Source organism: Bacillus yapensis (assembly GCF_005280205.1).
Taxonomy (GTDB): domain Bacteria; phylum Bacillota; class Bacilli; order Bacillales; family Cytobacillaceae; genus Robertmurraya; species Robertmurraya yapensis.
On the sequence record NZ_SUND01000013.1, the window covers coordinates 51,771 to 78,747 of the forward strand.

Genomic DNA, 26,977 nt, shown 5'->3' on the forward strand with positions numbered 1-26,977 from the left:
ACTTTGTACGTCATTACAAATGGTAGATTAATCACCGAAGATACCGTGTTGCATGGTTATGATCTTTTAATAGAAGAAGATCGAATCAAAAAGATTGCACCAAAAGGTGAGATTAAATTTAAAGAGGGAATGGAGATTATTAATGCAGCTGGGGGCTATGTTTCCCCTGGATTTATTGATATCCATTCGGACTATATTGAGCATATGGCGGCGCCAAGACCGACTTCATTGATGAATTTTGATTTGAGCTTAAGAGAAACGGAAAAAGAATTAATTGGGCACGGAATTACGACGATGTTTCATTCGCTTTCTCTTTTTAAAGGAACAGAGTATGACTACAAACCAATCCGCGAGCCGGATAATGTTCGAAAGTTCATCGATTTAATCGATAAGAGCCACACAACAAGGCATCTCGTTCGTCATCGATTTCATGCAAGATTTGAGATTGATAATGTCGATGAAATTGATAATCTCAAAAATTATATTCGTGAGAATAAAGTTCATCTCGTTTCCTTCATGGATCATACGCCTGGGCAAGGCCAGTATCGTCATCTAGAAATCTATCGAAAAACGATAAAGGGCTATAACAAACTTAGTGAAGCGTCTATTGATGTGCTTATTCATAATCACCAAACGAAAGAAAAACTTTCGATTGAAGACATCAGGGAAATCGCAGAGTTAGCCCATGAACATCAAATTGCCGTAGCCTCACATGATGACGATTCGATTGAAAAATTAGAACTTGTGAAAAGCTTCGGTACAACGATTAGTGAATTTCCGATTACGCTGGAGGTGGCTCAAAGAGCAAGAGAGCTTGGGATGTACACGATTGCAGGTGCTCCAAATGTGCTTCTAGGCGGTTCTCACAGCGGGAATTTAGGGGCGGCAGAAGCGATTCAAAATCAAGCGATTGATATTTTGTGTAGTGATTATTATCCTGCGGGGATGCTCCACGCCATCTTTGCATTATTAGATAACTATGACATGGACCTAGCAGAAACGATGAAGCTAGTGACGATTAATCCTGCAAAAGCGGTAAAAATGGATCATGAAATCGGCTCGCTTTGCGAAGGGAAAAAAGCTGATTTGCTAATCATTGAACGGATTACTGATGACTTTCCTGTCATTACAGGTGTCTTTGTCGATGGGAAGCTCATTCAAAAGACAAACTATCGAATCTAATCTACCAATCAAGAGAAAGCAGGTGAGCAGGTGGAAACTCTATTAGAAATCAAGGATCTATCCAAATCGTTTGACCTCCATAACCTCGGCAAACATATCCGCGCCGTCAGTCATGTGGATATCCAGCTAAATGAAGGCGAATTTGTCGGAATCACCGGAAAAAGCGGAAGTGGAAAGTCAACGATTTTAAAATGCATCTATGGGGCTTACCGGATCCAGCAAGGGGGTATTTGGTACCATTCGAAAAAATTTGGCCGCATCAATTTGGCTGATGCCTCCGAACGCCAAATGCTCTACTTAAGGAAACATGAAATTGGATATGTGTCCCAATTTTTGAATGTCATGCCTAGAACGACGGCAAGACAGCTTGTACAACAGGCGATTCTTGAAATGGGTGAAAGTAAGAGTTTCGCAGAAAAAGAAACAGAAAAGATTTTAGCTCATTTTGAATTGGACCAAGAGCTCTGGGATAGTTACCCAACGACTTTTTCCGGTGGGGAAAAGCTAAGACTCAATATTGCGAGAGCAATGGTGAAGAAGCCACGTTTGCTTCTCTTAGATGAGCCAACTGCGAGTCTCGATCATGACTCGAAAATGAAGGTGAAGCTTCTCATTGAACAGCTGATGAACGAAGGAACAACGATGCTAGGAATCTTCCACGATCTGGAGTTTATGAATCATCTAGTCAATCGAGAGTACAATATGCAAAATGGTGTATTCTCTTAAACTCCTATTTTTACCAATACTTTACAAAAATTAATGCTTCATTAATAGTGAATTGACATTTAGTAGATATAGTAATGAGGGTAAAAAAAATATAAGGCGAGGAGATTCATAATGAAGAAATCTTTCTTATTTTTACTATCACTAGTAATCCTATTTGTTGCAGGTTGTTCATCATCAGCGAATTCTGAAGGAAGCTCGGGGGAAGACAAAGCCACGATTACGATTGCATGGCTTCCAAATGAATCTGGTGCTGATTTAACAGAAGCGCGTGATGCGATTGGGAAAGTAATCGAAGAGAAGACTGGTAAAGAAGTAGAGCATCAAACAACTACTGACTATATTGTGGCAATTGAAGCTGTTGCCAACGGAAATGCAGACATGGCGTTCTTAGGAGCACAAGGTTATATCGAAGCAAAAAACAAAAATGATAAGGTTGAACCTTTAGTCGTACCAACAGGTGCGTCAGGTACATTAGAGGATGCTGTTTACTATAGCTGGTTAGCTGTTGAAAAAGATAATGTAGATGAATACAAAGATGGCGAAGAGTTTGCGATTGATAACATTCAAGGAAAGAAATTCTCATTTGTATCGAATAGCTCAACTTCTGGCTTTAAAGTTCCTTCTACTGGAATCGTAGAATACTTCAGCCAAAAAGATGATTTTAAAGATTTAACAGCTGAAGATTTACTAGAAGGTGGCGACGACAAATTCTTCAGTGAAGTTCTATACGGTGGTTCTCACCAAGGTTCTGCAGTGAACCTTTTATCAGGAAAAGCGGATGTAGCTGCATTCTGTGATACTTGTGTGAACAACTATGTAGAGCTAGCTGAAGGTGATGTTAACAGACCAGGTGCGATTTATAAAGTAAAGACTGATGCAGCAGAACCGTTCAATACAGTTGTAGGAAAAGAGTTCCAACTGATTTCTGTAACACCAGTATTGAATGCACCATTTGTTATCAATACAGATAATATCAGTGAAGACTTACGAGCAGAGCTTCTTGAAATCATGACTTCAGATGACATTACGAACAATGAAAAAGTATTTGTACCAGAGGATTCTGAGTTCTCAGGATTATTTAAGAAGACAGCGGATGAGCGCTTAGTTGAAGTAGAGGACGAGTGGTTCGATCCGATTCGTGAGCTTTCAAAATAACATGGATATAAGGAGAGTTAACCTATGACACCCCTTTTAGAAGTCAATCATGTGTCCAAGCAATTTGGAAATGAGACAAAGGCGTTATCAGATGTTAACTTCTCCGTCAGTGAAGGAGAGTTTGTATCAATCATCGGTCCATCTGGAGCGGGGAAATCAACTCTCCTTCGCTGTATCAATCGAATGATTGATGCATCAAACGGAGAAATCATCTTTGATAACATGAACGTGATGAATTTGAAGAAGAAAGAGCTTAAAATGGTCCGTACGAAAATCGGGATGATTTTTCAACACTACAATTTAGTGAATCGTTTGAGTGTGATTGAAAATACCCTTCATGGAAATCTTGGAAAGAAATCCACCATTGCCGGAGCTCTAGGTCTCTATAACCAAGAGGAGAAGGAACAGGCCGTTAAAATTTTATCGACGCTGGGCCTAGTTGAGCATATATACAAGCGGGCGGATCAATTGAGTGGTGGTCAAAAGCAGCGCGTTGGGATCGCACGTGCCTTGATTCAAAATCCACGGATGATGCTTTGTGATGAACCGATTGCTTCACTCGACCCGAACTCAGCAAAGGTCATTATGGATCATCTTCGTAATATTTCTACAACGATGGGCATTACCGTATTGGTGAATCTGCACCAAGTGGATGTGGCGTTAAAGTATTCGGATAGAGTGATCGGAATTAACCATGGACAGGTTGTATTTAATGGTACTCCGAAAGACATTACAAAGGATGATATTCAGCGTATTTACGGTTCGGAAGCTGAAGACCTCATCTTTGACATAGGAGGCATCCATGCAAGCTGATTTCTTTGCCAAAAAAAGAAGAAATTCGATCGGGTTCTTTGCCATTCTAGCTGCAATTACGGTCGGTGCCATTATCATCACAGAGTACGATATTGTAAAAGGATTCGAATCCCTTCCTCGAGCGGTGACATGGGCATTAGGGAATTTTTACCCGACACAAGAGTCTTTGGTGAAGCTTCCAGATATTTTGAGTAGCCTTATTGAAACGTTGCTCGTTTCGATTGCGGCTACATCAATTGGTGCCGTGTTTGCATTGTTTTTTGCGCTTATGGGTTCGAATACGACGAGAGTGAATGCCTTTTTCGGAAGCATCAGTCGTGCAATCGCAACGCTTTTTCGAAATATTGATGTTGCAGCGTGGGCATTAATCTTGCTCTTTTCCTTTGGACAAAGCTCATTGACTGGTTATTTTGCGTTGTTCTTCGGTTCCTTTGGATTCTTAACGCGGGCTTTTGTGGAAACGATTGATGAGGTCAGTGGAGGTTCGGTTGAAGCATTAAGAGCGACGGGTGCCAATTATGCATCTATTATTTTTCAATCGGTGATTCCATCAAGTGTACCGCAAATGCTGAGCTGGGTTCTCTTTATGATTGAAACGAATATCCGTAGTGCGACATTAATTGGATTGCTGACCGGTTCAGGGATTGGCTTTACTTTTAATCTGTATTATAAAAGCTTGAATTACGATATCGCGTCACTTGTGGTCGTTACTATCATCATCTCGATTCTTTTGATCGAATCCATATCGAATTATGTAAGGAGGGTGATTCTCTAATGGAAGCCAATGAACAAGTCGTATCGGGTGAGCCGATGCTTGAGTCTCCATCTAAGCCGATCAAAATTAAAATCTTAACAAAATCAACGATTGCCATTCGAATCACTCTTCTTGCCCTAGCGTTCCTAACGGTATATGCCTTTTTTAGTTTTGATTATAAAGAGATTGATTTTGGTGAAGCAATACTGGCGACATTCGCGAATATAAAAGCGATGTTTTTTGAAGCGCATTTTAATCATTTCACTTTTACCCATGCGTTCTATCAGGTCTTGATTACACTGGGCCTCGCGTTTTTAACGACGATATTTGGGGCAATTATTGCTGTCTTCTTAGGCTTATTGGCAGCCGAAAATTTAACTTCGAAGCGAGTATCTGCAGTGATTAAAGGGATTGTTGCTTTTATTAGAGCGGTTCCAACCGTTTTATGGGTGCTCATCTTTGCGGTTGCAGCTGGTCTTGGTAGTGTGGCAGCGGTCATCGGGATGACATTTCATTCTGTTAGTTATTTAGTAAAGGCTTATTCCGAGTCTTTTGAGGAACTGGATAATGGCGTCATTGAAGCCCTTCAAGCAAGTGGAGCGAGCTTTTGGCAAATCATTTTTCAAGCTGTCATTCCATCTTCACTCACTTACATGATTTCCTGGACATTCTTGCGCTTTGAAATTAACTTCGCAGTCGCCGTAGCGATGGGAGCGGCAGCAGGTGCAGGCGGAATCGGTTTCGACATGTTCATGGCAAGTAATTTCTACTTGGATATCAGAGAAATCGGTACGATTACGTACTTTATTTTAGCAATTGCCATTTTGTTAGAGGTCTTTGCGACAAAGTTTAAGAAGAAGCTTAGGGTGAATGGATAAAAGTTGAAGGGAAGATGTTCTCCCACGATAAAAAGATTCTTTAGAAGTCCAGAAGAGTTGTTCTCGCTTTATGAGACAACTCTTTATAATTATAAATTCTCTGTATTCTTCGTTATTTTCTTCTGTAGTTCTATCCTCAGCAGGTGTTTAAAGTTTTGGTTCGTTTTGCTGGTCCTTATATGGGTCTGTACAACCAGTTAAAAAACCAATGAATGTTACCTTCTTGAATTTCGAAAAATTTGGTACTACCGAAATTTAAATGAAGTATCTTAACCTAGTGTTATGTAACTACCAGGAGCTTGTATACCTGCTACATCTTGAATATGCTTACCACTTTTATATGCTTAAGACGAAGTTGATACACATTCCTAACACCTTCCTATTAACTTTTCAATCTTAGTATCATGCGATTCTTTTTCGCCTTAATGACAGGATTAATGCCTAATTTGTTGAATTAACTGTATTAAAGGTGCTGTTTGGGTGCATAACAATTTAACAATTCTATATGTGATTGATCTATGCGTGGAAAAAAGTTGTAGTTTTGGAGGGTGAGTTGATGAAAAAAGAAAAATTAATTAAAAAATATGATAAACAGGTAAAAATGTATGAAAGTAATTCTAAAAATCAAAGGCTTAATGGTCTGAGAAATAGAATAATCAAAAACGCTTATGGAAAAGTTCTAGAGGTTGGAGTCGGAGCTGGAGCGAACTTTCCCTACTATGATAGGAATAGTGTGGAGATAATGGGGGTTGATTTCAGCTCAGAGATGATTAAGAGTGCCAAAAGATCAGCATCAATCTATCAAGTAACCGCAGAATTTATACAAGAAGATATAGATGAGTTGATCCTAGAAGAAAATACATTTGATTGCATTGTATCAACCCTTTCACTTTGCAGTTATCCTGACCCAATCAAAATATTAAATAAGTTTAATAAGTGGTGCCGTAAAGATGGGAGTGTGTTGTTATTGGAACATGGTCTGAGCTCTAATCCATTTCTTTCATTTACCCAAAAAGTGATTGATCCACTTCATACTAAAATATCCGGATGTCATTGTAATAGAAATATCAATAAGATGTTGGAGGAGTCTAGTCTTAAGATTGAACATATCGAGCGTTATTGGTCGGAAATCGTCTATTTAATATTGGCGAAACCTTCGAAGATTGATTCTGTCTAATATAGAAGTCCATTGGTGAGGGAAGAAGCTAGTGAGTTCTTAAAAAAATTTGGAAAAATATTGTAATTGCTAACAAAAGGTGATAATATAAACAAAATTATAAAATCTATGAAGAGAACAAGTACGTGAGGAAAGACTCCAAAGCGAGCTGGGTATGGTGGGAGCCAGTGAGGAAAGCCTTATCGGAAAAATCATCTCTGAGATGCAAGGCTGAAGTTTGAGTAAGTCTTGACGGGAGTCCACCGTTAAAAGGAACGCGTATGATAGTACGTTGACAAAGTGCTGTTGCGGTTGGCAACAGAATTTGGGTGGTAACGCGGGTATTACACTCGTCCCTATTACAGGGACGGGTGTTTTTTATTTTTAAAATAGGAGGTTTTATCATGGATTTTAGCAATCAGAAGGAAAGTAGAGTGAAGCGCGAAAACAGAATTTTGAACTACTGGGAAAAGAACGAAATTTTTCAGAAGTCGATGGAAAATCGGAAAAACGAAGAATCCTTTGTTTTCTATGAAGGTCCACCAACAGCCAATGGCCTTCCCCATGTCGGTCATGCATTAGGAAGGACACTTAAAGATATCGTTGCTAGATATCACACCATGAATGGAAAGCATGTCGTTCGAAAAGCTGGTTGGGATACACATGGATTACCTGTTGAATTAGGAGTTGAGAAAGCGCTAGGAATTTCAGGGAAGCATGAGATCGAAAAATACGGAGTGGAAGCCTTTATCAACAAGTGTAAAGAAAGTGTCTTCTCCTATGAGAAGCAATGGCGAGAATTTACGAGGGAGTTGGGCTATTGGGTCGATATGGACGATCCATATATGACGATGGACAATCACTACATTGAATCGGTCTGGAATATCCTGGGCGCGATTCATGAAAAAGGCTTGCTGTATAAAGGGCATCGTGTTTCTCCATATTGTCCTAGTTGCCAAACATCGTTGAGTTCTCATGAAGTTGCACAGGGGTATAAGACCGTCAAAGATTTAAGCGCAACCGTGAAGTTCAAAATTGCCGAGAATGAATATGTACTTGGTTGGACGACGACACCTTGGACGCTCCCTGCCAATGTTGCTTTGGCGGTGAATGGTGAGCTTGAGTACGTGAAAGTACAAAAGGACGAGGAGACCTATGTTGTTTCTGCTACTAGGGTAGAGGAGGTTATCAAGGCCCCTTATACTGTCGTACAAAGGATGAAAGGAAAAGAGTTGGTCGGCCTTACATATCAGGCACCATTTGATTATGTTGAAGTGAAAAATGGTCATCGGGTGATTGAAGGTGATTTTGTCACCGAAGAAAGTGGTACGGGAATTGTTCATATAGCCCCAGCCTATGGTGAGGATGACTACCGTGTTGTCAAAGAGAATGGTTTATCTTTTATCAATGTAGTTGACGAACGTGGAAAATATATGGATGTAGTCATGCCTCTTGCTGGTCGCTTTGTAAAAGAGTGTGATGTCGATATTGTGAAGTTGCTCCATGACAAAGAGTTGCTTTTTCACAAAGAAAAGTATGAACACTCTTATCCGCATTGTTGGCGTTGTGATACACCCTTGTTGTACTATGCGACCGAAAGCTGGTTTATCAAAACGACTGCATTAAAGGAAACATTCATCAACGAAAATCAAAAGGTCAATTGGTATCCTGACCATATCAAAAATGGCCGATTTGGGAATTTCTTAGAAGGATTAGTCGATTGGAATATCAGTCGAAATCGGTACTGGGGCACACCTCTAAATGTATGGGTTTGTTCGTCGTGTGAAACTCAATTTGCCCCAAAGAGTATAAAAGAATTACCCGTGACAGATGTGGAACTTCACAAACCATATGTAGACGTTATAACCTTTACTTGTCCAAATTGTCAGGCTGAAATGCGAAGGACGCCAGAAGTCATCGATGTATGGTTTGACAGTGGCTCGATGCCATTTGCTCAATACCATGCTCCATTTGAAAACGAAGAGCTTTTTCAGCAACAGTTTCCGGCTGATGTTGTCGCCGAAGGGATTGACCAAACACGAGGATGGTTTTATTCGCTGTTGGCAGTTTCAATTTTGTATACAGGTAAGGCTCCTTATAAAAATGTCCTGGCGACCGGTCATGTGTTAGATGAACATGGACAAAAAATGTCTAAGAGTAAGGGGAATGCCCTAGACCCTGTGGAACTCATAAAAACCTTTGGGGCAGATACTTTAAGGTGGTCGCTCATTGAAGATAGTGCACCTTGGAATGCAAAACGTTTCTCGGAACGGAATGTTCAGGAGGCAAAGTCAAAGCTTATTGATACGTTGTCGAGTTTGCATCATTTTTACAAGCTTTATGCTGAAATTGATTCATTTAATCCTGAAGTCCATGAAAAGGGCACAGTCACTCTGATGGATCGCTGGGTTCTTTCCAGGTTAATGACCACGACAACACTTGTGAAAAAAGAAATGGAGAACTTCCAGGTAACGAACACTGCGCGATTGGTCGGTCAGCTAGTAGAGGAAGTGAGCAATTGGTATGTTCGGAGAAACAGGGAACGGTATTGGAGTAAAGGAATGTCTTTCGATAAATTAGCCGCCTTCCACACATTGCGAACGGTATTGCTTGATATTTCCAAGCTTCTGGCACCGTTTGTTCCATTTATTTCAGAAGAAGTCCATTATTCTTTAACTGGAGAAAGTGTTCATTTAGCTGAGTATCCAAAGGTTCAGTTGGAACTAGTTGACCACCAATTGGAACAGCAAATGCAGGCTGTTTTAGAAATCGTTGAGTTAGGTAGAAGTATCCGTAATAAGCATCAGGTCAAAACAAAACAGCCCCTAGCAAAAATGGTGGTCGTTTCGAACAATAGCGATGTGTCATTAAAATCTTTTGAGGAAATTATTAGAGACGAACTCAATTTGAAAACAGTTGAGTGGGCAGATTCTTCTAATGAGTATGTTGAATTTAAGTTAAAGCTCAATTTTAGAACGGCGGGTCCGAAATTAGGGAAGGTTGTTAATCAGGTGAATCAAGCTTTAAGTCAGGCAACTGTAGAGAAAATTGAACAATTTTTAAAAGAAGAGTCTATGGTAGTGAACTTAGACGAACAGGTGATAAGGCTAGAAACAGATGATGTACTCGTACAAAAAACGGCTGTACTAGAAGGTTTTTCTGAAGCTTCTAATGGGAATTTCACTGTGATTGTTGACGTCCATATCAGTGAGAATTTGAGAAGGGAAGGAGTGGCTCGTGAATTCATCCGAGGCGTACAAGACCTGCGCAAGAAATTGGATTTACCAGTGGAAAAGAGGGTGGAGCTCTTTCTCAGTTGCTCAAAAGAACTTCAGGAATTAATCGAGGAGCATAAGTCTTTAATAGATAGAAGTCTAATCTTAAGTGGACTTTATTTTTCAAAGACTAACCAAATGGAACGAATCGCATTAGGGGAGGAAGACGTTTTTATTGGGATTGGATAAAAATGTGTTTTTTGTAGGATTATCGTCTAAGAGATTCGGTTACCATTTGCAGTGCAATTCTGAAAAGGAATTGCACTGCTTCGTTTTATTAAGCTGTAGCTATATTAGGTAAAAACCCATTTCAAGGAGAACAAGTTACTAGGTCAATGACTAAAGAATAGGATGACGTGAACTCAATAATGTTAGGAGTGCATTTTATGTATCCACTAAATCCGTATTATCAATTTCCTTATACTCAGGAAGCCTATTTATCAGCTAATCCATTCCAAGAGGACATCATTTACAACTCAGACGTTGACGAAAGACTATTTGGCCAATTTTTTCCTCCAATAGGGTTTCCACCAGGACAGCAGCCTGGATTTCAACCTCCGTTTGGGCCACCTAGTCAAGGTCAAGGGGGAGGCCCACCAACAACGCCACCGCCATCTTTTGTTCCCACGCAAGCACAACAAGTAGAAGCTTTTGCTGTTGACCCGGGTGGTATTAGAAGATGTCTATTTAGGTTTACTTACGTCTGGCTTAGAGGCTTTCAGCAATTTTGGTTTTATCCAATCTTTGTCGGTCGAAACTCTATTGCCGGATGGCGTTGGAATGGATTTAGATGGGTCTATTTTGGTATAAGTCTACGACAAATTCAGTCGTTTTCTTGCTTTTAACAAATGGAGATTGAAGAAATTCCATATAAGTTGGAATGCAGAACCAGAGATACACAATCATCTAAACTGACAAGTGCGATACTTTTAAAATTAGGTATCCTCTTTTTTTTTGAGTAATTAACCTAACCGATGTGAGGAAATTGAGGTAACGGGTGCATTCACCGAAGAAAAAGGATTAAGGTTCGCTAAGGGGAATGTACTAATGAACATTATGATCTAGTTGAATAACTTGTACCTTAAATCTTAACTTCTAGGAGGAAGTGAGGATTTTTTGTTGAACACTAGAATTATAATATTATGAAAATTAATTGCGTCGGGAGGAATATTTAGTATGGCCTTTATGAAAGTTAGAAAAGAATTCAAGGTTGTTGGTTTAAAAGGAAGTGGGGAGTTTATTAACTTCGGTAATGAAGTTCCTTTGCTTGCAAAGCAAGTATTAAGTCGTGCAAACGAAATACTAGATCCAACAGAAACCGAAATCGCATTATTTGAACCTAAGCGGGATGAAGAACATAGGATAGGTCAATATTATGTAGGATTAATTGTAAATGAACGATTAAGTAAAGTTCCCATAGGAATGGATTATATGGAAACAAATAAAAGTTATGTAACTACAAGGGGAAATATATCAAATTTGGGGGAACTTCATGTTCAATTATTGAATTGGTCAGAAGAACAAGGTTATCAAAGAGATCTTGATTCTTATATTGTAGAGACATATCACCCCATTGGGGACGGAGAAGAAGAGGTACAGATTTACTTACCTATTAAATCTTAAAGAGTTACATATACAATAAAGGAAAATTGGACAAATACATAAATACTTAATGGCATACAAATGTTTTGAATAAAAAATATGCTCGAAGCTACATATTAGTAGACCTGAAACAAGGATAAATAATTATTGACTACCACCTTGGGTGCTAGTTTATGCTTCTTTTGAGAGGTGATAAATATGCTAATTAACGAAGCGAGTAAGTTAACAAATTTGACTAAAAAGGCTATTGAATATTACATAGAACAAGAATTAGTATTTCCTAATGTTTTAGAAAACGGGTACCGAGATTTCAGTGAAAATGACGTTGAATGTTTAAAAAAGATTTATGTTTTCCGTAAGCTTGGACTCAGTATAGAGGAGATTAAGGCAGTTCTTGCCGATGAGACAAACAACACATTGCAAAAAATATCGGTACTTAAAGAATTATCTATTCAGAGGGAACAGGCAAAAAAAGCTATTCTTGAGAAACTTAGTTCTGGCAAAAATTATTCTGAACTAAGTATGGAACTGAGAGCTATTGAACAGAGTTCGACTGTAACTGAAAAACTACTAGATGCGTTTCCAGGATACTTCGGTCGATTTATTTGTCTGCACTTTGCGCGATTTTTGGATGAGCCTATTACGACCTCAGAGCAGCAATCCGCCTATGAAGAAATAATAGCATTTCTGGATAATGTACCATCATTGCAGTTTACTGAAGACTTGCAAAGATTCTTAATGGAAAGCACAGAGCATATGAACACAGAAAATATTCGAGACCTTATAGAGAATTATAGGGAATCAATTGAAAATGCCGATGAATTCTTGTCAGAAAACAAGGAAGTTATAGAGCGATACTTGGCATATAAGCAGTCCGAAGAATACAAAAATTCACCAATCTATAAAATCCAAACCATTCTTAAAGAGTTTAATAATACAAATGGTTATTATGATGTATTTATTCCTGCCATGAAAAAATTAAGTGTTTCTTATTCGGAGTATTTTAAGCAGATAGAAGTAGCAAACGAAAAATTATCATTACATTACCCAGAAATAAATAACTTCAATAAGGAGTAAAGCTTGTTTATATTATTTCAGCTTTTCGGGTAAGGGAAAAGCCTCTGAGGTAAAATATGGGATATAATGATTTGAGGGAGATGCATAACATAATTGTTGGAGTACCGATAGATTATTTGTGCGGTATAAACGATTACAATTGACTAAGGTTATATAGTATTTCCAATAACATATTAATATATTTTTAGGAGGCTGCTATGCTTACAATTGGTTATATTGGAAATGGGAAAAGTACGAACAGATATCATCTGCCTTTCGTCCTTCAACGAGAAAATATAAATGTAAAAACGATTTATCAAAGAAATCCTGAAAATGAAAGCTGGAAGAGAATTGCTGGAGTCAATTATACTTCCAATCTAGAAGAATTATTGAATGATGAGGAGATAGGGCTTATTGTCGTTTGTACAAGACACGACAGTCATTATGATTATGCAAAACTAGTTTTAGAACATAATAAACACTGTTTGGTTGAAAAACCTTTTATGGAAACGTCTGAGCAAGCAAAAGAAATATTTGCACTAGCCAGAGAGAAAGGATTGATTGTTCAGGCCTATCAAAACAGACGTTTTGACAGTGACTTTTTAACGGTTCAAAAGGTCATTGAGGATGGAAAACTAGGAGACTTACTAGAAGTGGAAATGCATTATGATTATTACCGTCCTGAAGTTCCCGAATCTGTTCATCATTTTGATCCTGCGTCGTCCTATTTGTATGGACATGGCTGTCATACATTGGATCAGGTCATAAGCTATTTTGGCGAGCCGGATCGTATCCATTATGATGTAAGACAATTATTGGGACAAGGAAGAATGAATGATTATTTTGATTTGGATTTGTATTATGGTGAGTTAAAAGTATCCGTGAAATCCAGTTACTTTAGATTGAAAGAAAGACCAAGCTTCGTTGTATACGGCAAAAAGGGATGCTTTGTGAAGGAAACAAAGGACCGCCAGGAAGAGCATTTGAAGTTATTTTATATGCCAGATAACAAAGATTTTGGAGTAGATACATTGCAGCATTATGGAATGATAACTTTTATTGATGAAGAAGGAACAGTCCACGAAGAAAAAGTGAAATCCGTTACAGGTGATTATGGAAGAGTGTATGATGATTTATATGAAAGTATCATAAATGGGAAAGCTAAAACGATTACGGACGAACAGACAGTACTACAAATGGAAATATTGGAAACTGGGGTTAGGAATCTAAAATAATTGAATACGAAATAATCCGCAAAAAATGCTCAGCAATTGAACTGAGCATTTTTTTGTAAAACCGAACCCGTCTAATCAAGCTTTATAATGTTTAAAAGCATATGCTGCAAGCTGCACTCGGTTTTCGACCTCTAATTTTTCTAGTAGGTTTTTAATATGGTTTTTCACCGTGTTTTCGGAAATGAAAAGTTGTTCGGCGATTTGTTTGTTTGTAATTCCTTTTGCAATTAATAAAAGAATTTCTCGTTCTCTTGGTGTTAAGGATTTTTCGAGAGCGGAATTCTGTAAGTCGTTTTCGCGAAATTGATAAAGCAGTTTGTTCGCAATTCCACGCGTTTTTTCACTAGACCCTTCTACGACGGAGAGCAGATATTCAAGCCAATCATCTGGGTCCATATTTTTCAATAAATACCCCTGGGCACCATATTGAACTGCAGTAAAAAGGTCAGCTACATCATCTGAAACACTTAACATGATGACTTTCATATAAGGAGATTTCTCCTTAATGATTTTTGTTGCTTCTAATCCATTCATCTTCGGCATTTCAATATCCATCAGAATAATATCTGGAGAATGTAGTTGACTAAGTTCAATTGCTTCTATCCCATTTTTCGCTTGAGCCACAATACTAAATTTAGGATGGTCCTCAAGCATGACTGAGATTGCCTCACGTGCATGGGGAGGATCATCGGCAATCATTACTCTAAAAGGATTCGTCATGTTTCTTATTCCCTCTCAATTTAATTTTTGTTCCTCGATTGAGTGCTGTATCAAACTCAATTTGAGCACCCAATTTTTCTGCTCGTTCCTTTACCATAGAAAGTCCATATTGTTTGGAACCAATTTTAGCATAGTCAAATCCACAACCATTATCTTCAATGCTCATTTCCCATTCATCATTGCGAACATCTAACTTGAAGCAGACAGAATCAGCACTCGAGTGTTTTCTTATATTCATAAAGGCCTCTTGAATGATGCCAAAAAGCTGGATTTCATCAGCTGGGGTGAAATATTTATCGATAAAATGGATATCCGTTTCGATGTCAATTCCAGAAACTGCTGTCCATTCTTCGAACCAATTATCAATTCTATTTGTAAAATGAATCTGCTCGTCCGGATTCATACGCAAGTTAAAAATGGCTTGTCGTAACTGTGTATCAATGGAATTTACAAGAGAATCAGCTTCTTTATGTTTTCCTTTTTTCATATGAACTCGAAGTAAGAAAAGAGTTTGCGCAATGCTGTCATGCAATTCTTTTGCTAATCTCTCTCTTTCTTCGTAGATGACTCTCATTTCTCTTTCTTTTGTGATTCTTTGATTTTTTATCTCAATGGTTTTAAACATCCATGTGGCGAAAATGTATGATATCAAGAAAGTTAAGATGGTAATAACATAGTTCCCAGTCTCCATCGAAAGATGATGAAGAAAGATACTATGTCGGAAAAACTCAAAACCTCCGATTATGAGTGTAGGAATTAATATTGTGAACAGCTTCAAATAACGGTAGGACATCCTGTCATTCTCCTTTAAAAAGCATTGCTAGCTTTAACGATACATCAATGTGAATGTTTTATGAACATTTATAAATGGATTGATAAAAAAATAGCCCCTTTGAGTCATATTAAAGTTTAAGAGAAAAACGTACTTTTATATAGGTAGACTTTTAGAAGAATTCGTTACGAAAATAATTATAGAATTGATAGGAGAGTTTCAAAAATGAAAAAGGTATTAACATATACAGCCTCAGTAGTTGGCGCATTTTTCTTATTTGCGAGTGCCGCTAGTGCCCATGTAACGGTTGCACCAGCAGAAACGACACAAGGTAAATATGAAGTGTTTACCGTTAAAGTTCCTTCCGAAAAAGAAGAGGTTTCAACTAAAAAAGTAGAAGTGACAGTTCCAGACGAAGTGAACATTTCTCGATTAGAACCAAAAGCAGGCTGGACTTATGAAGTGGAAAAGGATGCGACTGAAAAAATCACGAAAATAATATGGACAGCAGAAGGAGACGGTTTATCTCCAATTGAATTCGGAATGTTTAATATGTCAGGGAAAGTGGCTGACGATGCAACTGAAATCGTTTGGAAAGCTTATCAAACATACACAGATGGAAGTGTAGTCGAATGGGTTGGAGCAGAAGGTGCAGATACGCCTGCTTCAGTCACTACTGTACAACCAGGAGATGGTTCAAGTGATGGACATGGTGTTTCACATGAGGGTGCGTCTAACGTAGCTAGTGATAACGAAGAAGCAGAAGAAACGACTACTAGTAATACACCATTCTATCTTTCAATCGTAGCTCTAATCGCAGCATTAGTAGCCGTCGTTTTATCTTTGAAAAAGAGAAGAAATTAATATCTTTAGAATAAACAGCCCGTATCAAATGTGCTTGAGCACCTTGATACGGGCTATTTTTATAACAAATGAGAGGGAATCCTAATTTGCGATCATTCTTTTACCAAGCCTTACGATAGATCTCAGCTAACTCAGAAACAAGTGGCAGCTTAGGATTTGCTGTTGTACATTGGTCCTCAAATGCTCTTTCTGCTAGAAAATCGATTTTGCTTTCGAATTCGACTTTGTTTACGCCGTTCGCCTTAATGGACATTGGAATGTACAGCTCTTCTGCTAGTTTGATCACTGCCTGAACGAGACTTTCCACACCTTCTTCAGTCGTCCGTGCAGGTAAGCCTAAAGCTCGGGCAATTTCCGCATAGCGTTTGTCCGCAACAAATTTTTCATACTTCGGAAAAGCTGCTAATTTGCTCGGCTTTGTTGCATTATAACGAATGACATGCGGCATTAAGATCGTATTGGCACGACCATGGGCAATATGGAATTCTCCTCCAAGCTTATGAGCTAAGCTATGATTGATGCCCAAGAAGGCATTTGCGAAGGCCATACCAGCAATGGTAGACGCATTATGCATTTTTTCTCGAGCGATTTCATCATTTCCGTTCCGATAAGCCCTCGGTAAATATTCAAATACGAGCTGGATAGCCTTCATCGCTAAACCGTCAGTGTAATCATTGGCCATCACGGATACGTATGCCTCGATGGCGTGTGTTAAGACGTCCATTCCCGTATCAGCAGTCACATGCTTTGGCACGGTCATGACAAACTGAGGGTCAACAATGGCCACATCAGGTGTAAGCTCGTAGTCAGCCAGTGGATATTTAATATTCGCCTTCTTATCGGTAATAACAGAGAAGGAGGTTACCTCAGATCCTGTACCAGAAGTTGTTGGGATGGCGACAAACTGAGCTTTTTCTCCGAGTCTAGGATACTTCACTAGACGTTTACGGATATCGAGAAATTTTTGTTTTAGTCCAAAGAAATCAACATCTGGATGCTCATAAAATAACCACATTCCTTTAGCAGCATCCATGGCTGAACCACCACCGAGTGCGATAATGACATCTGGTTGGAAACTAGCCATCATTTCTGCACCTTTCATTACTGTTTCAATGGATGGATCTGGTTCAACGTCTGAAAAAATTTCACAGTGTACATAGTCAGGACGTTTTCTTAAATAATAGAGAACCTTATCCACATATCCCAGCTTCACCATTCCAGGATCCGTTACAATGAGGGCTCTTGATATATTCGGCATTTTCGCTAAATATTGAGTCGAGTTTTTCTCGAAATAGATTTTTGGTGGAACCTTGAACCATTGCATATTGACACTTCTTTTTGCGAGCTTTTTAATATTGACCAAATGAATCGCTCCTACATTTGTCGATACTGAGTTTCCTCCGAATGTTCCACATCCAAGTGTAAGGGAAGGGAGGTAGGCATTATAAATATCTCCGATGGCACCTTGAGAAGAAGGGGCATTAACAATGATGCGTCCTGCTTTCATCCGTGCACCAAATTTACGAATGACCTCATCATTGGTGGAGTGAAGGACAGCAGAATGACCGAGCCCACCAAATTCCAACATTTCCTCTGCTCTCTTTAAGCCTTCTTCAAGGCTTTTTACTTTGTAGCATGCTAAAACTGGGCTTAGTTTTTCGCGAGAAAGGGGATATTCAGGTCCAACACCAGTTAATTCGGCCACTAAAATTTTTGTATCCTCAGGGACTTTTACACCAGCCATTGCAGCAATTTTGGCAGCTGGCATCCCGACAATATCCGCATTGACAGCACAGGAATGTTCATTAATAACGAGCTTTTCGACTTTCCTATTCTCTTCTTCATTAAGGAAGTAGCAGCGATGCGCCCTCATTTCCCTTTTAACTGCGTCATAGATGTCCTTGTCAATAATAACGGCCTGTTCTGAAGCGCAAATCATTCCATTATCAAAGGTTTTCGATAAGACCAAATCATTGACAGAACGCTGAATGTTGGCGGACTTTTCAATATAGCATGGCACGTTCCCAGGACCAACACCAAGAGCAGGCTTTCCTGAGCTGTAAGCAGATTTGACCATGCCTGAGCCACCTGTTGCGAGAATTAATGAGATATCTGGATGATTCATAAGCAAACGAGTGGCTTCAAGTGATGGCTTTTCAATCCATTGAATGCAGTGCTCGGGGGCACCAGCCAAAATGGCTGCATCTCGTAATGTGCGAGCTGCTTCACTACTGCATTTTTGAGCAGAAGGGTGAAAAGCAAAAATGATTGGATTGCGTGTTTTGATTGAGATTAGAGTTTTAAACATCGTAGTGGAAGTTGGGTTTGTTACCGGAGTGACGCCAGCAATAACACCAACCGGTTCAGCAATTTCTATGATTCCTTCGTGCTCATTTTCATTGATGATGCCGACGGTTTTATTGTATTTAATATTGTGATAAACGTATTCAGTTGCAAACATGTTTTTAATGATTTTATCCTCATAGACGCCACGACCTGTTTCTTCCACGGCAAGCTTTGCGAGTGGCATATGCTTATCTAAGCCAGCAAGCGCCATTTGCTTCACAATGTCATCTACCATTTCTTGGTCAAAATCATTAAATTCTTTTAGAGCTTGTCGACCATTTTCTACAAGACGGTTAATCATTTCGGTTACAGAGTTGTCAGTGGTTAACGCTTTTTCTTTAATAGCCATTTCTCATACCTCCAAAAGTTTGTGAAATATTTCACAAGTATTTTCAAAAAAAATTGAGCGTTTATGCACTTACTGGATTTCTAGGGAGTTTCTCGAACGTGATATCTGATAGGATTTTTGAGCATTTCTTTACAATAATGAGATAGTTTGTTGTCCAAATATAGGAGGGAAGCGGGTCATTCTCATGAAACATCATTGCTTCGAATTCATCTCCAATTAATTCTTCGAAAACATTTTGTGAATAGGTTTCAGCATCAGTGGAAAAAGGTTTCCACTCAAAAATAATCATTCTGTATCACTCCTTTTGTATTTCTTGAAATTAGAATACCATATATTCTCAATAATAATTTGTGAAATATTGAACAAACTTTGAACTATTAAAATGATAGCGTATTCATTTTTGGTGTTAAGTTTGTTAGGAGTGAATACTTATTTCGATATAATATTCATTCGCCATAACTAGCTTCATGGATAAGTTGACCATTTCTGTGAAAAATAAAGTATCAGACACAAAAAGTCAAAGGTGGGATTCAAATGTTTAAGAAAGTTCCCAGGTTATTCATCAGCAAAAGATGGACAATAGGATTTTTCATTTCTCACATATCTGGATGGCTCTTAGCAAATCTTCAAACATTTTGGATCGTGTATGAAATAAGAAGGGCAATTAGGCTCATAAAAGATAAATAGTATTAGTAAGGAGATTTAAAACACAAGGATCTACCTTTTAAAATGAGTTTCAGTAAAGAAAGGGATTACGATGATCGGACTTGTTACAGGAATTGTGGTGTTTATCTTTATTGCCTTAAAGACAAATAAAAGGTTGCCGATGAACCATGTTTTACAAATTTGGACTTTTTCAGCCGCGCTTCAAACGGGATTTGACGTCTATATGATAATGAAATACAAAGGCTATTGGTATTTTGAAAGAGACGCGATCGAATTTGCAGCGATTCTTCCTCATCTTTTCCTAGTTCCAGCCGTTAATATTATTTTTTTGAATAAATACCCGTTTAATAAACCACGGATTAAACGGGTCCTCTATATTGCAATCTGGACGGTAGGTATCGTGATTTATGAATTAATCACATTGTTACCTGAGCCATGGGGCTTCCTTCATTATGGTTGGTGGAATATATGGTATTCTGCTTTGCTTGACCCTATTTTGTTTTTTATCTTGGTCAAGTATTATAGATTGGTCAAACGGCTGGACAAGAAGGTGTCAGACTAACAGAAAAAAGATGCTCTCCAATCGGAGAACATCTTCTTATAAGAACGAAAACACAAGGATCGCGATAAGTGGTACAAATATGATGAGATAGCCAATCGGGTTAGCGAAATTAATTGTCCAACCGACGCCAAAACGTTTTTCCACAAAGATAGAAGGGTCATTTTTATTAAAGTAAAAAAGACCGCCTTTCCAATGGGTATCATCTGAATCTGTCAGTTTCTCCTCTGTCGTTTCGATTGTGAATTTATCTGATCGTCCTACTCGTACTGCAAACACAATCGTACTTACTAAAATAATAACGAGAAAACCTAGCGGAATCGCAAACATTGCTGTTGCTGAAATGATATCAGGATGAATGATTTGTAATTGAAAGAAACTTAGCAACACAGTGATTAGGAAGCTAACGAAAAACATGAGCCAACTTGAATATTTTCGTAAAGCAAGTTGTCTTTGTCTAGAAGCTTCTGTACTTTCTCCGCTTAATTTAATGCCCGATTTTTTTGTCCCCAAGTGAATCCCCAAAAACATGAGCTGCATCACGAACAAAGTAAGGGGCATAAGAATGGATGACATCAGTGTTTTTTCTGTAAAAGCATCTGGTTGCCCGTTCGGACCCCAATGTGTTGGGATTTGCTGTGGTAATAGGTCATATTTGAGTAGGGTATAGCCAATAACTCCCACTGTTATAATGATCGGTAGCAAGAATACTTGCCAAGGTAACATTTCATCACGAGAACGTGCCGATAAATCAGCCACGCGTATTTGCTTCAAATTTCCTGTCCATTGCTTATCTGCTTTTAGCTTAAGTGTTTTTCCGTGATAGTAAAAATATAAGGAAAAGCTGAACAAGATAATCACGAACTCGAGAAGGATTCCGCCAATTACGATTTGCTCTTCAGTAGCAGTCTGAATAAGGGACCAGAGAGCATAACCTGCCAAAAGAATAATCGAAAGCAATCCAACTAATTTGGCATAGTTTTTTTTATAAGCTAAAAGTGTTTCATTTTGTAAATGTTTTTCCGGAATCGTCACGCCAAAAATAACGGACCGATTGACTAAGAAAGGAATAGCGGTTTGGATTCCAGCGATAATAAGTGAAATGAAGAAAAAGATAGTTAAAGTCATTGTGTTTCCTCCTTTGAGCTTTTAAACTCCTCAATCATAGAGGTGACAAGTTCTTGAATTTGTTGATTGGACATCCCTACGACAAGAGATTCGGCAATCAGCGGTCTATAGTCATTTTTAAGTCGTTCGAGAGAAGCTTCGTTAAAATCCTGTGGTGAAGAAATTATCGCCCCAGACTTTGGAACAATTCGAATGATGCCCTTTTGCTCTAAATGATGATAGCTTTTATTAACCGTGTGCATGTTGATACCTAGGTCTGCAGCAAAGGTCCTCACAGAAGGAAGAGACTGTCCTGGTTGAATGTGTTCTCTTGCGATTCCCTCGATAATTTGATTGGAAATCTGTAAGTATAAAGGAACTTCTGATTCAGGCTCAATTCGAATAATCATGCGCACACCTCCAATCTGTTCTATCTTTATTATAACAAAACTGTTCTATAAGATCTAGATCAAAAGTGAAAATGGGTGATGGAAGGTGTTAAGTCATTAACAAGACCTGCGCTCAAAGTTAAAATGAGTGTTTTCAGGATTTTTCCTTTTTGTGCTAAAATTATTTCATACATTTTAGGAAAAAGAGGGGCTGGAACAATGGCTGAAGCAAATCGTAATAATATCGAGCGCTTTACTGGGTTTGGAGCACTATATAATCGTAATCGTCCAAGTGCACCAGAGGAAGTAGTGAAAATATTAACAAATTACTTGAATGATAAGCCTAAGCTAGTGGTCGATGTAGGCTGCGGTACTGGACTTTCTTCTTTTATTTGGCTTGACGCCGCTGGAGAAATTATTGGGGCAGAGCCGAATGATGATATGCGACAGGTGGCAGAATCCCGTTTGGAAGAAGTGGGAACACCTACTTATCTTTCATTCCAGAAGGCATTATCCCATCAGCTTGGATTGCCCGATGAATCGGCAGATATAATTACTTGCTCGCAAGCTTTTCACTGGATGGAGCCACAGTCTACTTTAAAAGAATTTGCCCGTATCCTTCGCCCAAACGGAATTTTTGCCGCTTACGATTGTGATTGGCCACCAACTTGTGATTGGCAATTGGAGGAGCATTATAATAGATTGTATAGTCTTACAGAAGAGCATCTTTCTCAGTTGCTTTCAAGTGAAGAGAAAATACATAGATGGCCCAAAGGGGAGCACCTGCAACAAATCCAACAATCAGGGCTATTTTCTTTTGCTAAAGAAATTGTGTTTCACCATTGGGAAGAGTGCAAAGCGGAACGGTATGCGAATATTGCTCTTAGTCAGGGTGGATTGCAAACGGCTCTGAAGTTAGGAGTAAAAGAGCTGGAAATTGCATTCACGGAATTTAAGAATCACGTAGAAGAGGTTTTTGCTGGAGAAACAAAGGAGATTTTATTCAGCTATCGTATGAGGATTGGGATTAAATAAATAGTAGAGAGAGATCCCCTGAGATTATCAGGGGATTTTAATATGTGATGAATCCTATACAAAATTCTTTAGAAATTATAGATTGTATCTTCAATCTGCTTTAATTTGCTGTACTTCTCCTCGTACCATCTACGCTCAAAATTGAGCTGTTCATATCCGCTGCTCAGCATAATCTGTATTTGTTCATTAGATGTTCCACCTGCGATATTTTTTCTATTGATACAAGTATACGGATTTAATACTTCATCAAGCTCATCTTGTTTAATATCTAAAATAAAACCTTGTTGGCTAGCCACCTGATTAAGGTCCTTAGCACTTAATTCATTTGCGTTTTTGGACTGAGAAATAGCTGTTCGTACAAAACTCGCAATAATATGATGGGATTCTCTAAAAGTGATTTTGTATTTTTGAACCAGATAGTCTGCAAGGTCAGTCATTGTGGAGTAACCTTCATTGGTAGCCAGTAGCATTCTTTCATCGTTCCATTTTATTTTTGGAAGTATTTCAGTAAAAAGTGTGACAACATTATTTGTCACTTCAAGTGCATGCCAAAGGGGACTATAAAGATATTTCGTAGCATCGCGAATATCACTATAAGATATACCTTTAGGTGAGCTAATAACTCCGATGGTGTCACCTAGTACCCAACTCGCGGCAGAACGTAGAAACTCAAATGCAGCTGGATTCTTTTTTTGAGGCATGATACTGCTAATAGCAGCGTATTCGTCTGGAATTTCAATAAAAGAAAACTCGAACATGTTCCAGGTCATTAAATCGGAGACTACTCTGCTAATGTCTGAAGCTATTGTATTTATCGCTAATGCTACATCGTTGACATAGTCTCTACCGGAAATTGCGTCATAAGCACTGTAGACAATAGAATCAAAACCGAGAATATCACTTGTATAGTATCTGTCCAGTTTAAAACTCGTAGTTGTTAAAGCAGCAGAACCTAAAGGACTCTTATTAACAAATTCCCATGCGTTTTTTATGCGCTTGTGATTACGAATCAATACCTCGAATACGCCTAGAAAATAATAGCCTACAGTAATTGGCTGAGCATGTTGAGTATGTGTATAACCGGGCATGACAGTATCTTTTTGTGATTCTGCAACATTCAAAACTTCCATAGAAAGTTTCAATACATTGTTGGAGATTTCTAATAGTCTTTCTCTCAGAATCATTCTATAGATGGTGGAATAAATATCATTTCGGCTTCTTCCCATATGAATATTTCCAGCTTCTTTGATACCAAGTATTTCGATAAGTTTTTGTTCAACTGCAAAATATAAATCCTCTGCTTCGTCTGTGTTCAACTCGGATAGCCCTTGCTCATCTATTTGTTTTAATCCAGCTAGTAGCTTATCTGCTGTATTTTTTTGGATTAGTCCTTGTTTCTTGAGCATTTTGACATGTGCGATATTTACATATAGTAGTGGTGTTAAAGCAGCTTCTCCAATTTCGCTAAGCTCGTGACCCAAAACAATTTTACGGAATTCTTTACTCGGCTCTCCGCCTAATCGACCAGCCATTTCTATCCCCCCGGAATATATTGATTGTAATCAGAAAGTGGACGATAGCTATCCACTTTCTGAATAAGAATTTAAATTTAATGATAACGTTTTCAATTCGTTGGTCAGTCTATAAAACGCGTGGTGTGTTCATATTGTTGCGGTGATTTTTGTTAAAATAGCCCACTATTGCACCAATTAGAATGATAACCAATGATGTTACAAATGCAGGAATTGTACCACCACTCAGTAGTGCTTTTAGTGACGGAACCATTTCAAATACTACTCCGACTATGCCAGAAAGGATCATGCTGAGAATAAGATAATTTTTTGGTATTTTATCTCCCTTTTTATCAAATATAGCGGCACAAAGAACAGGGATAAGGGGAGGAGTAAGCCAAACACCAGCCCAAATAAATAGGCTAAGTACACTTGGCACTAGCCAAGCAATGAGCAAAGTACCGACACCAATAACTAACGTAATAATTCGTAGATCTTTAAGAAGTGCACCTTCAGAACGTTGTCCTTTCTTAATTACTTTAAACCAGAGGTCGTGACCTAGGAGTGTTGTTGAAGAATTCAAGAATCCTGCAGCAGAACTTAGAATTGCTGCCCACAATGCACCAAGGAAAAACCCAGCTAACCATTTTGGGAAAAGAGATACGGAGTATTCCGCAAATATCATTTCGGGGTCACTCATCCCACCAGGGTTGATTTTATATGCGGCCATACCAGTAAGGGCAAGTGCAACTCCTAATATACCGGTAACAACCATTCCGAGGATGATTCCACGTATTCCTGTCTTGGAGTCTTTAGCACTTCCAATCCGTTGCCAATATGGAAAGTTTGTGAATCTAGAAAGTCCTTTATTTAACCAGAACATCAAAATGGTGATCGTCCCAACAGGACCGATAAAAGTAGAATAGTCCGCAGGTAATCCTTGTTGTACTTCAACGAAACCTCCACCGTGCATAGTAACTGCAATAAAAACTGCAATAACACCGATTGCTAAGAATACCCCCTGAAGTACGTCGGTGTAAATAACACTAACCAAACCACCTACAACTGTATATGAGATAAAAAGAGCCGCACCTATTAATAGTCCAATGAGCGGATCTGCTCCAGTCAACAAATTCAGTGTTTTACCAAACGCAGAATATTGTGCAGCTAACCAGGAGAGCATCCCTAAAGAAATACAGATACTCGGAATAATACGGAGATATTTGTTCTCTCCATAAATTCTACAAACGAGGTCACTTATTGTAGTTACTTTTAAATCATAATACCTTTTTCCTACTGTCAGAGCCATAATAATGATAACCACTGGCATCGCCAGAATAAAGTGTAAGGAGGACCAGCCCTGTATATAACCTAAAGCTGGATAACCTAACATATCACCTGCTCCAAGTGAAGTGGCGAATGTTGTGAAGATCAATACTCCTGTTCCCATTTTTCGATCTCCAAGCATATAATCTTCACTATTCTTTGTCCGTCTGGCAGACCAAAAGCCGAGAGCTAGATTTGCTATAATAAAGAAAATCATCATGGCAATAATCATACTTGTTTCCTCCATAAATTGAGATTTTTAATTTGAGAAAAAGCTATCGGTCTACTCTATATTTCTTAATAAAATCTTCATCAAATTCTAAACCAAATCCAGGTTTTTCACATACCTTTATCTTTCCATCTCGAATTTTTGGTTGGTTTACGACGATGTTTGGAGTAAGTGGATCTCGAATTTCTGAAAAATACTCTGGGTATAGCCCTATAGAAATACCTGCTAGCAAGTGCATAGCAATTAGTGGATCTTCATGATGTGCCATTTTGACTTGATATAGCTCAGCCATTCGTGCAACTTTTAACCAATCGCTAATTCCACTTCCACCTGACACATCGTAGTTGATGATATCTACAGATCTAGCTTCAATCATACGTCTACAACCATCATGATAGAAATCACTTTGTCCAGCGTTTATAGCCAAACCTGTCTGTTCACGAACATATCTCATTCCTGGAATGTAGTCATGCCACTGAACAGGTTCTTCAAACCATTCAATATTTAAATCTCTGACTCTTAAACCAAACTCGACTGCTTCAAAACGTGTCCACCCTTGATTAGCATCACAGGCAATAATGAAATCTTCACCTATAGCACCTCTGACTGCTTCAATACGATGTGCATCTTCTTGGGGGGAGAGCCCACCTACTTTAATTTTTGCTCCTGCAAATCCCTGTTCCTTAAAATCTAGCATTTCCTCACAAAGATTTTGGATATCCCTGTTTTTTCCGTAATAACCACCAATGATTATTGGTTTTACTGTATCGCTGTAACCACCAACTAGCTTATAAATAGGTTGATTGCTGGCTTTTCCTAATAGATCCCACAACGCTGCGTCAACTGCTGCTATAGCAGAGCAAATTTGAGGACGATTCCCTAGTCGAAGCGTTAATTTAAACATCTTTTGCCAACATCTTTCTATACAAGTTGGGTCTTCACTTAACAAGATTGTTCTCATATTGTTATTGATCAAAGCTACAACTTCCGCCTGATGATCACGAATATCTCCAAGAAATGTTCTTCCATTAATTCCTTCATCAGTGACAATTTCTGTTATGATTGTACATCTTTCGGTCATGCCATAAGTTGAACCATCAAAAGCTTCTTTAAGTGGCATTCGTATAGGTGTTGCCTTAATATCGATAATTTTCAAGATTCCCACTCCTAATCATTTTTTGCTATTATGAATCATCTTTATTACTGCCTCTGGTAATCTATCAATATTTCACATTCAAATCTTCCTTTCTATTTGAAAATTTAGGTAAAAAA

Annotated in this window: 24 protein-coding genes and 1 other annotated feature; of the genes, 15 read left to right on the forward strand and 9 right to left on the reverse strand. The window is 38.5% G+C overall.

The annotated features are described in order from the left end of the window. The first annotated feature begins 3 nt into the window (after positions 1 to 3). From phnM to FAR12_RS15605, 12 genes are all read left to right on the forward strand, one after another. Positions 4 to 1,182, forward strand: a complete 1,179-nt coding sequence (phnM, locus tag FAR12_RS15550) for a phosphonate metabolism protein PhnM (protein WP_126409692.1) — start codon at positions 4 to 6, stop codon at positions 1,180 to 1,182. Positions 1,183 to 1,212: 30 nt separating this feature from the next. After that, positions 1,213 to 1,908 (forward strand): phosphonate C-P lyase system protein PhnL, encoded by a 696-nt coding sequence (locus FAR12_RS15555; RefSeq protein WP_126409693.1) that lies wholly within the window; start codon positions 1,213 to 1,215, stop codon positions 1,906 to 1,908. 111 nt (positions 1,909 to 2,019) lie between these two features. Further along, the gene (gene phnD, locus FAR12_RS15560; protein WP_126409694.1) at positions 2,020 to 3,063 is read left to right on the forward strand and encodes a phosphate/phosphite/phosphonate ABC transporter substrate-binding protein; all 1,044 of its coding nucleotides are present in this window, start codon (positions 2,020 to 2,022) and stop codon (positions 3,061 to 3,063) included. A gap of 24 nt (positions 3,064 to 3,087) precedes the next feature. Further along, complete coding sequence (gene phnC / locus FAR12_RS15565; protein WP_126409695.1) at positions 3,088 to 3,876, forward strand: phosphonate ABC transporter ATP-binding protein; 789 nt, start codon at positions 3,088 to 3,090, stop codon at positions 3,874 to 3,876. Continuing rightward, positions 3,866 to 4,651 (forward strand): PhnE/PtxC family ABC transporter permease, encoded by a 786-nt coding sequence (locus FAR12_RS15570; protein ID WP_126409696.1) that lies wholly within the window; start codon positions 3,866 to 3,868, stop codon positions 4,649 to 4,651. The genes phnC and FAR12_RS15570 overlap by 11 nt, the downstream gene beginning before the upstream one ends. After that, the gene (locus FAR12_RS15575) at positions 4,651 to 5,508 is read left to right on the forward strand and encodes a PhnE/PtxC family ABC transporter permease (RefSeq protein WP_126409697.1); all 858 of its coding nucleotides are present in this window, start codon (positions 4,651 to 4,653) and stop codon (positions 5,506 to 5,508) included. The genes FAR12_RS15570 and FAR12_RS15575 overlap by 1 nt, the downstream gene beginning before the upstream one ends. 556 nt (positions 5,509 to 6,064) lie before the next feature. Then, positions 6,065 to 6,685: a class I SAM-dependent methyltransferase gene (locus FAR12_RS15580; RefSeq protein ID WP_126409698.1), complete on the forward strand. Its 621-nt coding sequence runs from the start codon at positions 6,065 to 6,067 to the stop codon at positions 6,683 to 6,685. Between the two features lie 99 nt (positions 6,686 to 6,784). Beyond that, positions 6,785 to 7,025: a binding site (T-box leader), on the forward strand. Positions 7,026 to 7,068: 43 nt separating this feature from the next. Beyond that, positions 7,069 to 10,128, forward strand: coding sequence for an isoleucine--tRNA ligase (ileS, locus tag FAR12_RS15585; protein ID WP_126409699.1), 3,060 nt, complete (start codon positions 7,069 to 7,071; stop codon positions 10,126 to 10,128). A 197-nt stretch (positions 10,129 to 10,325) separates the two neighbouring features. Beyond that, a complete protein-coding gene (locus FAR12_RS15590) occupies positions 10,326 to 10,784 on the forward strand; it encodes a hypothetical protein (protein WP_126409700.1) in 459 nt (152 codons plus the stop codon). Positions 10,785 to 11,115: 331 nt separating this feature from the next. Further along, entirely contained in the window at positions 11,116 to 11,562 is a 447-nt protein-coding gene (locus FAR12_RS15595) for a GyrI-like domain-containing protein (protein WP_126409701.1), read from the forward strand. Between the two features lie 177 nt (positions 11,563 to 11,739). After that, positions 11,740 to 12,618: a MerR family transcriptional regulator gene (locus tag FAR12_RS15600; protein ID WP_126409702.1), complete on the forward strand. Its 879-nt coding sequence runs from the start codon at positions 11,740 to 11,742 to the stop codon at positions 12,616 to 12,618. Positions 12,619 to 12,815: 197 nt separating this feature from the next. Continuing rightward, positions 12,816 to 13,832 (forward strand): oxidoreductase, encoded by a 1,017-nt coding sequence (locus tag FAR12_RS15605; protein ID WP_126409703.1) that lies wholly within the window; start codon positions 12,816 to 12,818, stop codon positions 13,830 to 13,832. A gap of 75 nt (positions 13,833 to 13,907) precedes the next feature. Here the strand turns inward: FAR12_RS15605 and FAR12_RS15610 are convergent, their stop codons facing one another. Both FAR12_RS15610 and FAR12_RS15615 read right to left on the reverse strand, forming a co-directional pair. After that, a complete protein-coding gene (locus tag FAR12_RS15610; protein ID WP_126409704.1) occupies positions 13,908 to 14,552 on the reverse strand; it encodes a response regulator in 645 nt (214 codons plus the stop codon). Beyond that, complete coding sequence (locus FAR12_RS15615) at positions 14,536 to 15,345, reverse strand: sensor histidine kinase (RefSeq protein WP_126409705.1); 810 nt, start codon at positions 15,343 to 15,345, stop codon at positions 14,536 to 14,538. The genes FAR12_RS15610 and FAR12_RS15615 overlap by 17 nt, the downstream gene beginning before the upstream one ends. Before the next feature lie 204 nt (positions 15,346 to 15,549). Here FAR12_RS15615 and FAR12_RS15620 point away from each other — a divergent pair, with 204 nt between their 5' ends. Continuing rightward, the gene (locus tag FAR12_RS15620; RefSeq protein ID WP_126409706.1) at positions 15,550 to 16,188 is read left to right on the forward strand and encodes a YcnI family copper-binding membrane protein; all 639 of its coding nucleotides are present in this window, start codon (positions 15,550 to 15,552) and stop codon (positions 16,186 to 16,188) included. A 100-nt stretch (positions 16,189 to 16,288) separates the two neighbouring features. Here the strand turns inward: FAR12_RS15620 and adhE are convergent, their stop codons facing one another. After that, complete coding sequence (gene adhE, locus FAR12_RS15625; RefSeq protein ID WP_126409707.1) at positions 16,289 to 18,883, reverse strand: bifunctional acetaldehyde-CoA/alcohol dehydrogenase; 2,595 nt, start codon at positions 18,881 to 18,883, stop codon at positions 16,289 to 16,291. A gap of 61 nt (positions 18,884 to 18,944) precedes the next feature. Beyond that, entirely contained in the window at positions 18,945 to 19,172 is a 228-nt protein-coding gene (locus tag FAR12_RS15630; RefSeq protein WP_126409708.1) for a hypothetical protein, read from the reverse strand. Positions 19,173 to 19,640: 468 nt separating this feature from the next. On the opposite strand from FAR12_RS15630, the gene FAR12_RS15635 reads away from it, so the two are divergent. After that, entirely contained in the window at positions 19,641 to 20,111 is a 471-nt protein-coding gene (locus FAR12_RS15635; RefSeq protein WP_126409709.1) for a CBO0543 family protein, read from the forward strand. Between the two features lie 36 nt (positions 20,112 to 20,147). Here FAR12_RS15635 and FAR12_RS15640 read toward each other — a convergent pair whose 3' ends face one another. Both FAR12_RS15640 and FAR12_RS15645 read right to left on the reverse strand, forming a co-directional pair. After that, the gene (locus FAR12_RS15640) at positions 20,148 to 21,236 is read right to left on the reverse strand and encodes a DUF1648 domain-containing protein (protein WP_126409710.1); all 1,089 of its coding nucleotides are present in this window, start codon (positions 21,234 to 21,236) and stop codon (positions 20,148 to 20,150) included. Then, positions 21,233 to 21,625, reverse strand: a complete 393-nt coding sequence (locus FAR12_RS15645; RefSeq protein WP_126409711.1) for a GntR family transcriptional regulator — start codon at positions 21,623 to 21,625, stop codon at positions 21,233 to 21,235. Before FAR12_RS15645 ends, FAR12_RS15640 begins: the two co-directional genes overlap by 4 nt. Positions 21,626 to 21,823: 198 nt before the next feature. Here FAR12_RS15645 and FAR12_RS15650 point away from each other — a divergent pair, with 198 nt between their 5' ends. Then, on the forward strand, positions 21,824 to 22,639 hold the full coding sequence (locus FAR12_RS15650; RefSeq protein ID WP_126409712.1) for a class I SAM-dependent methyltransferase: 816 nt from the start codon (positions 21,824 to 21,826) through the stop codon (positions 22,637 to 22,639). Between the two features lie 68 nt (positions 22,640 to 22,707). Here FAR12_RS15650 and argH read toward each other — a convergent pair whose 3' ends face one another. From argH to FAR12_RS15665, 3 genes are all read right to left on the reverse strand, one after another. After that, a complete protein-coding gene (gene argH, locus FAR12_RS15655) occupies positions 22,708 to 24,171 on the reverse strand; it encodes an argininosuccinate lyase (protein ID WP_126409713.1) in 1,464 nt (487 codons plus the stop codon). A gap of 109 nt (positions 24,172 to 24,280) precedes the next feature. Then, the gene (locus FAR12_RS15660; protein ID WP_170972225.1) at positions 24,281 to 25,708 is read right to left on the reverse strand and encodes a sodium:solute symporter family protein; all 1,428 of its coding nucleotides are present in this window, start codon (positions 25,706 to 25,708) and stop codon (positions 24,281 to 24,283) included. Positions 25,709 to 25,751: 43 nt separating this feature from the next. Next, positions 25,752 to 26,861, reverse strand: coding sequence for a mandelate racemase/muconate lactonizing enzyme family protein (locus FAR12_RS15665; RefSeq protein ID WP_126409715.1), 1,110 nt, complete (start codon positions 26,859 to 26,861; stop codon positions 25,752 to 25,754). Positions 26,862 to 26,977 lie beyond the last annotated feature (116 nt).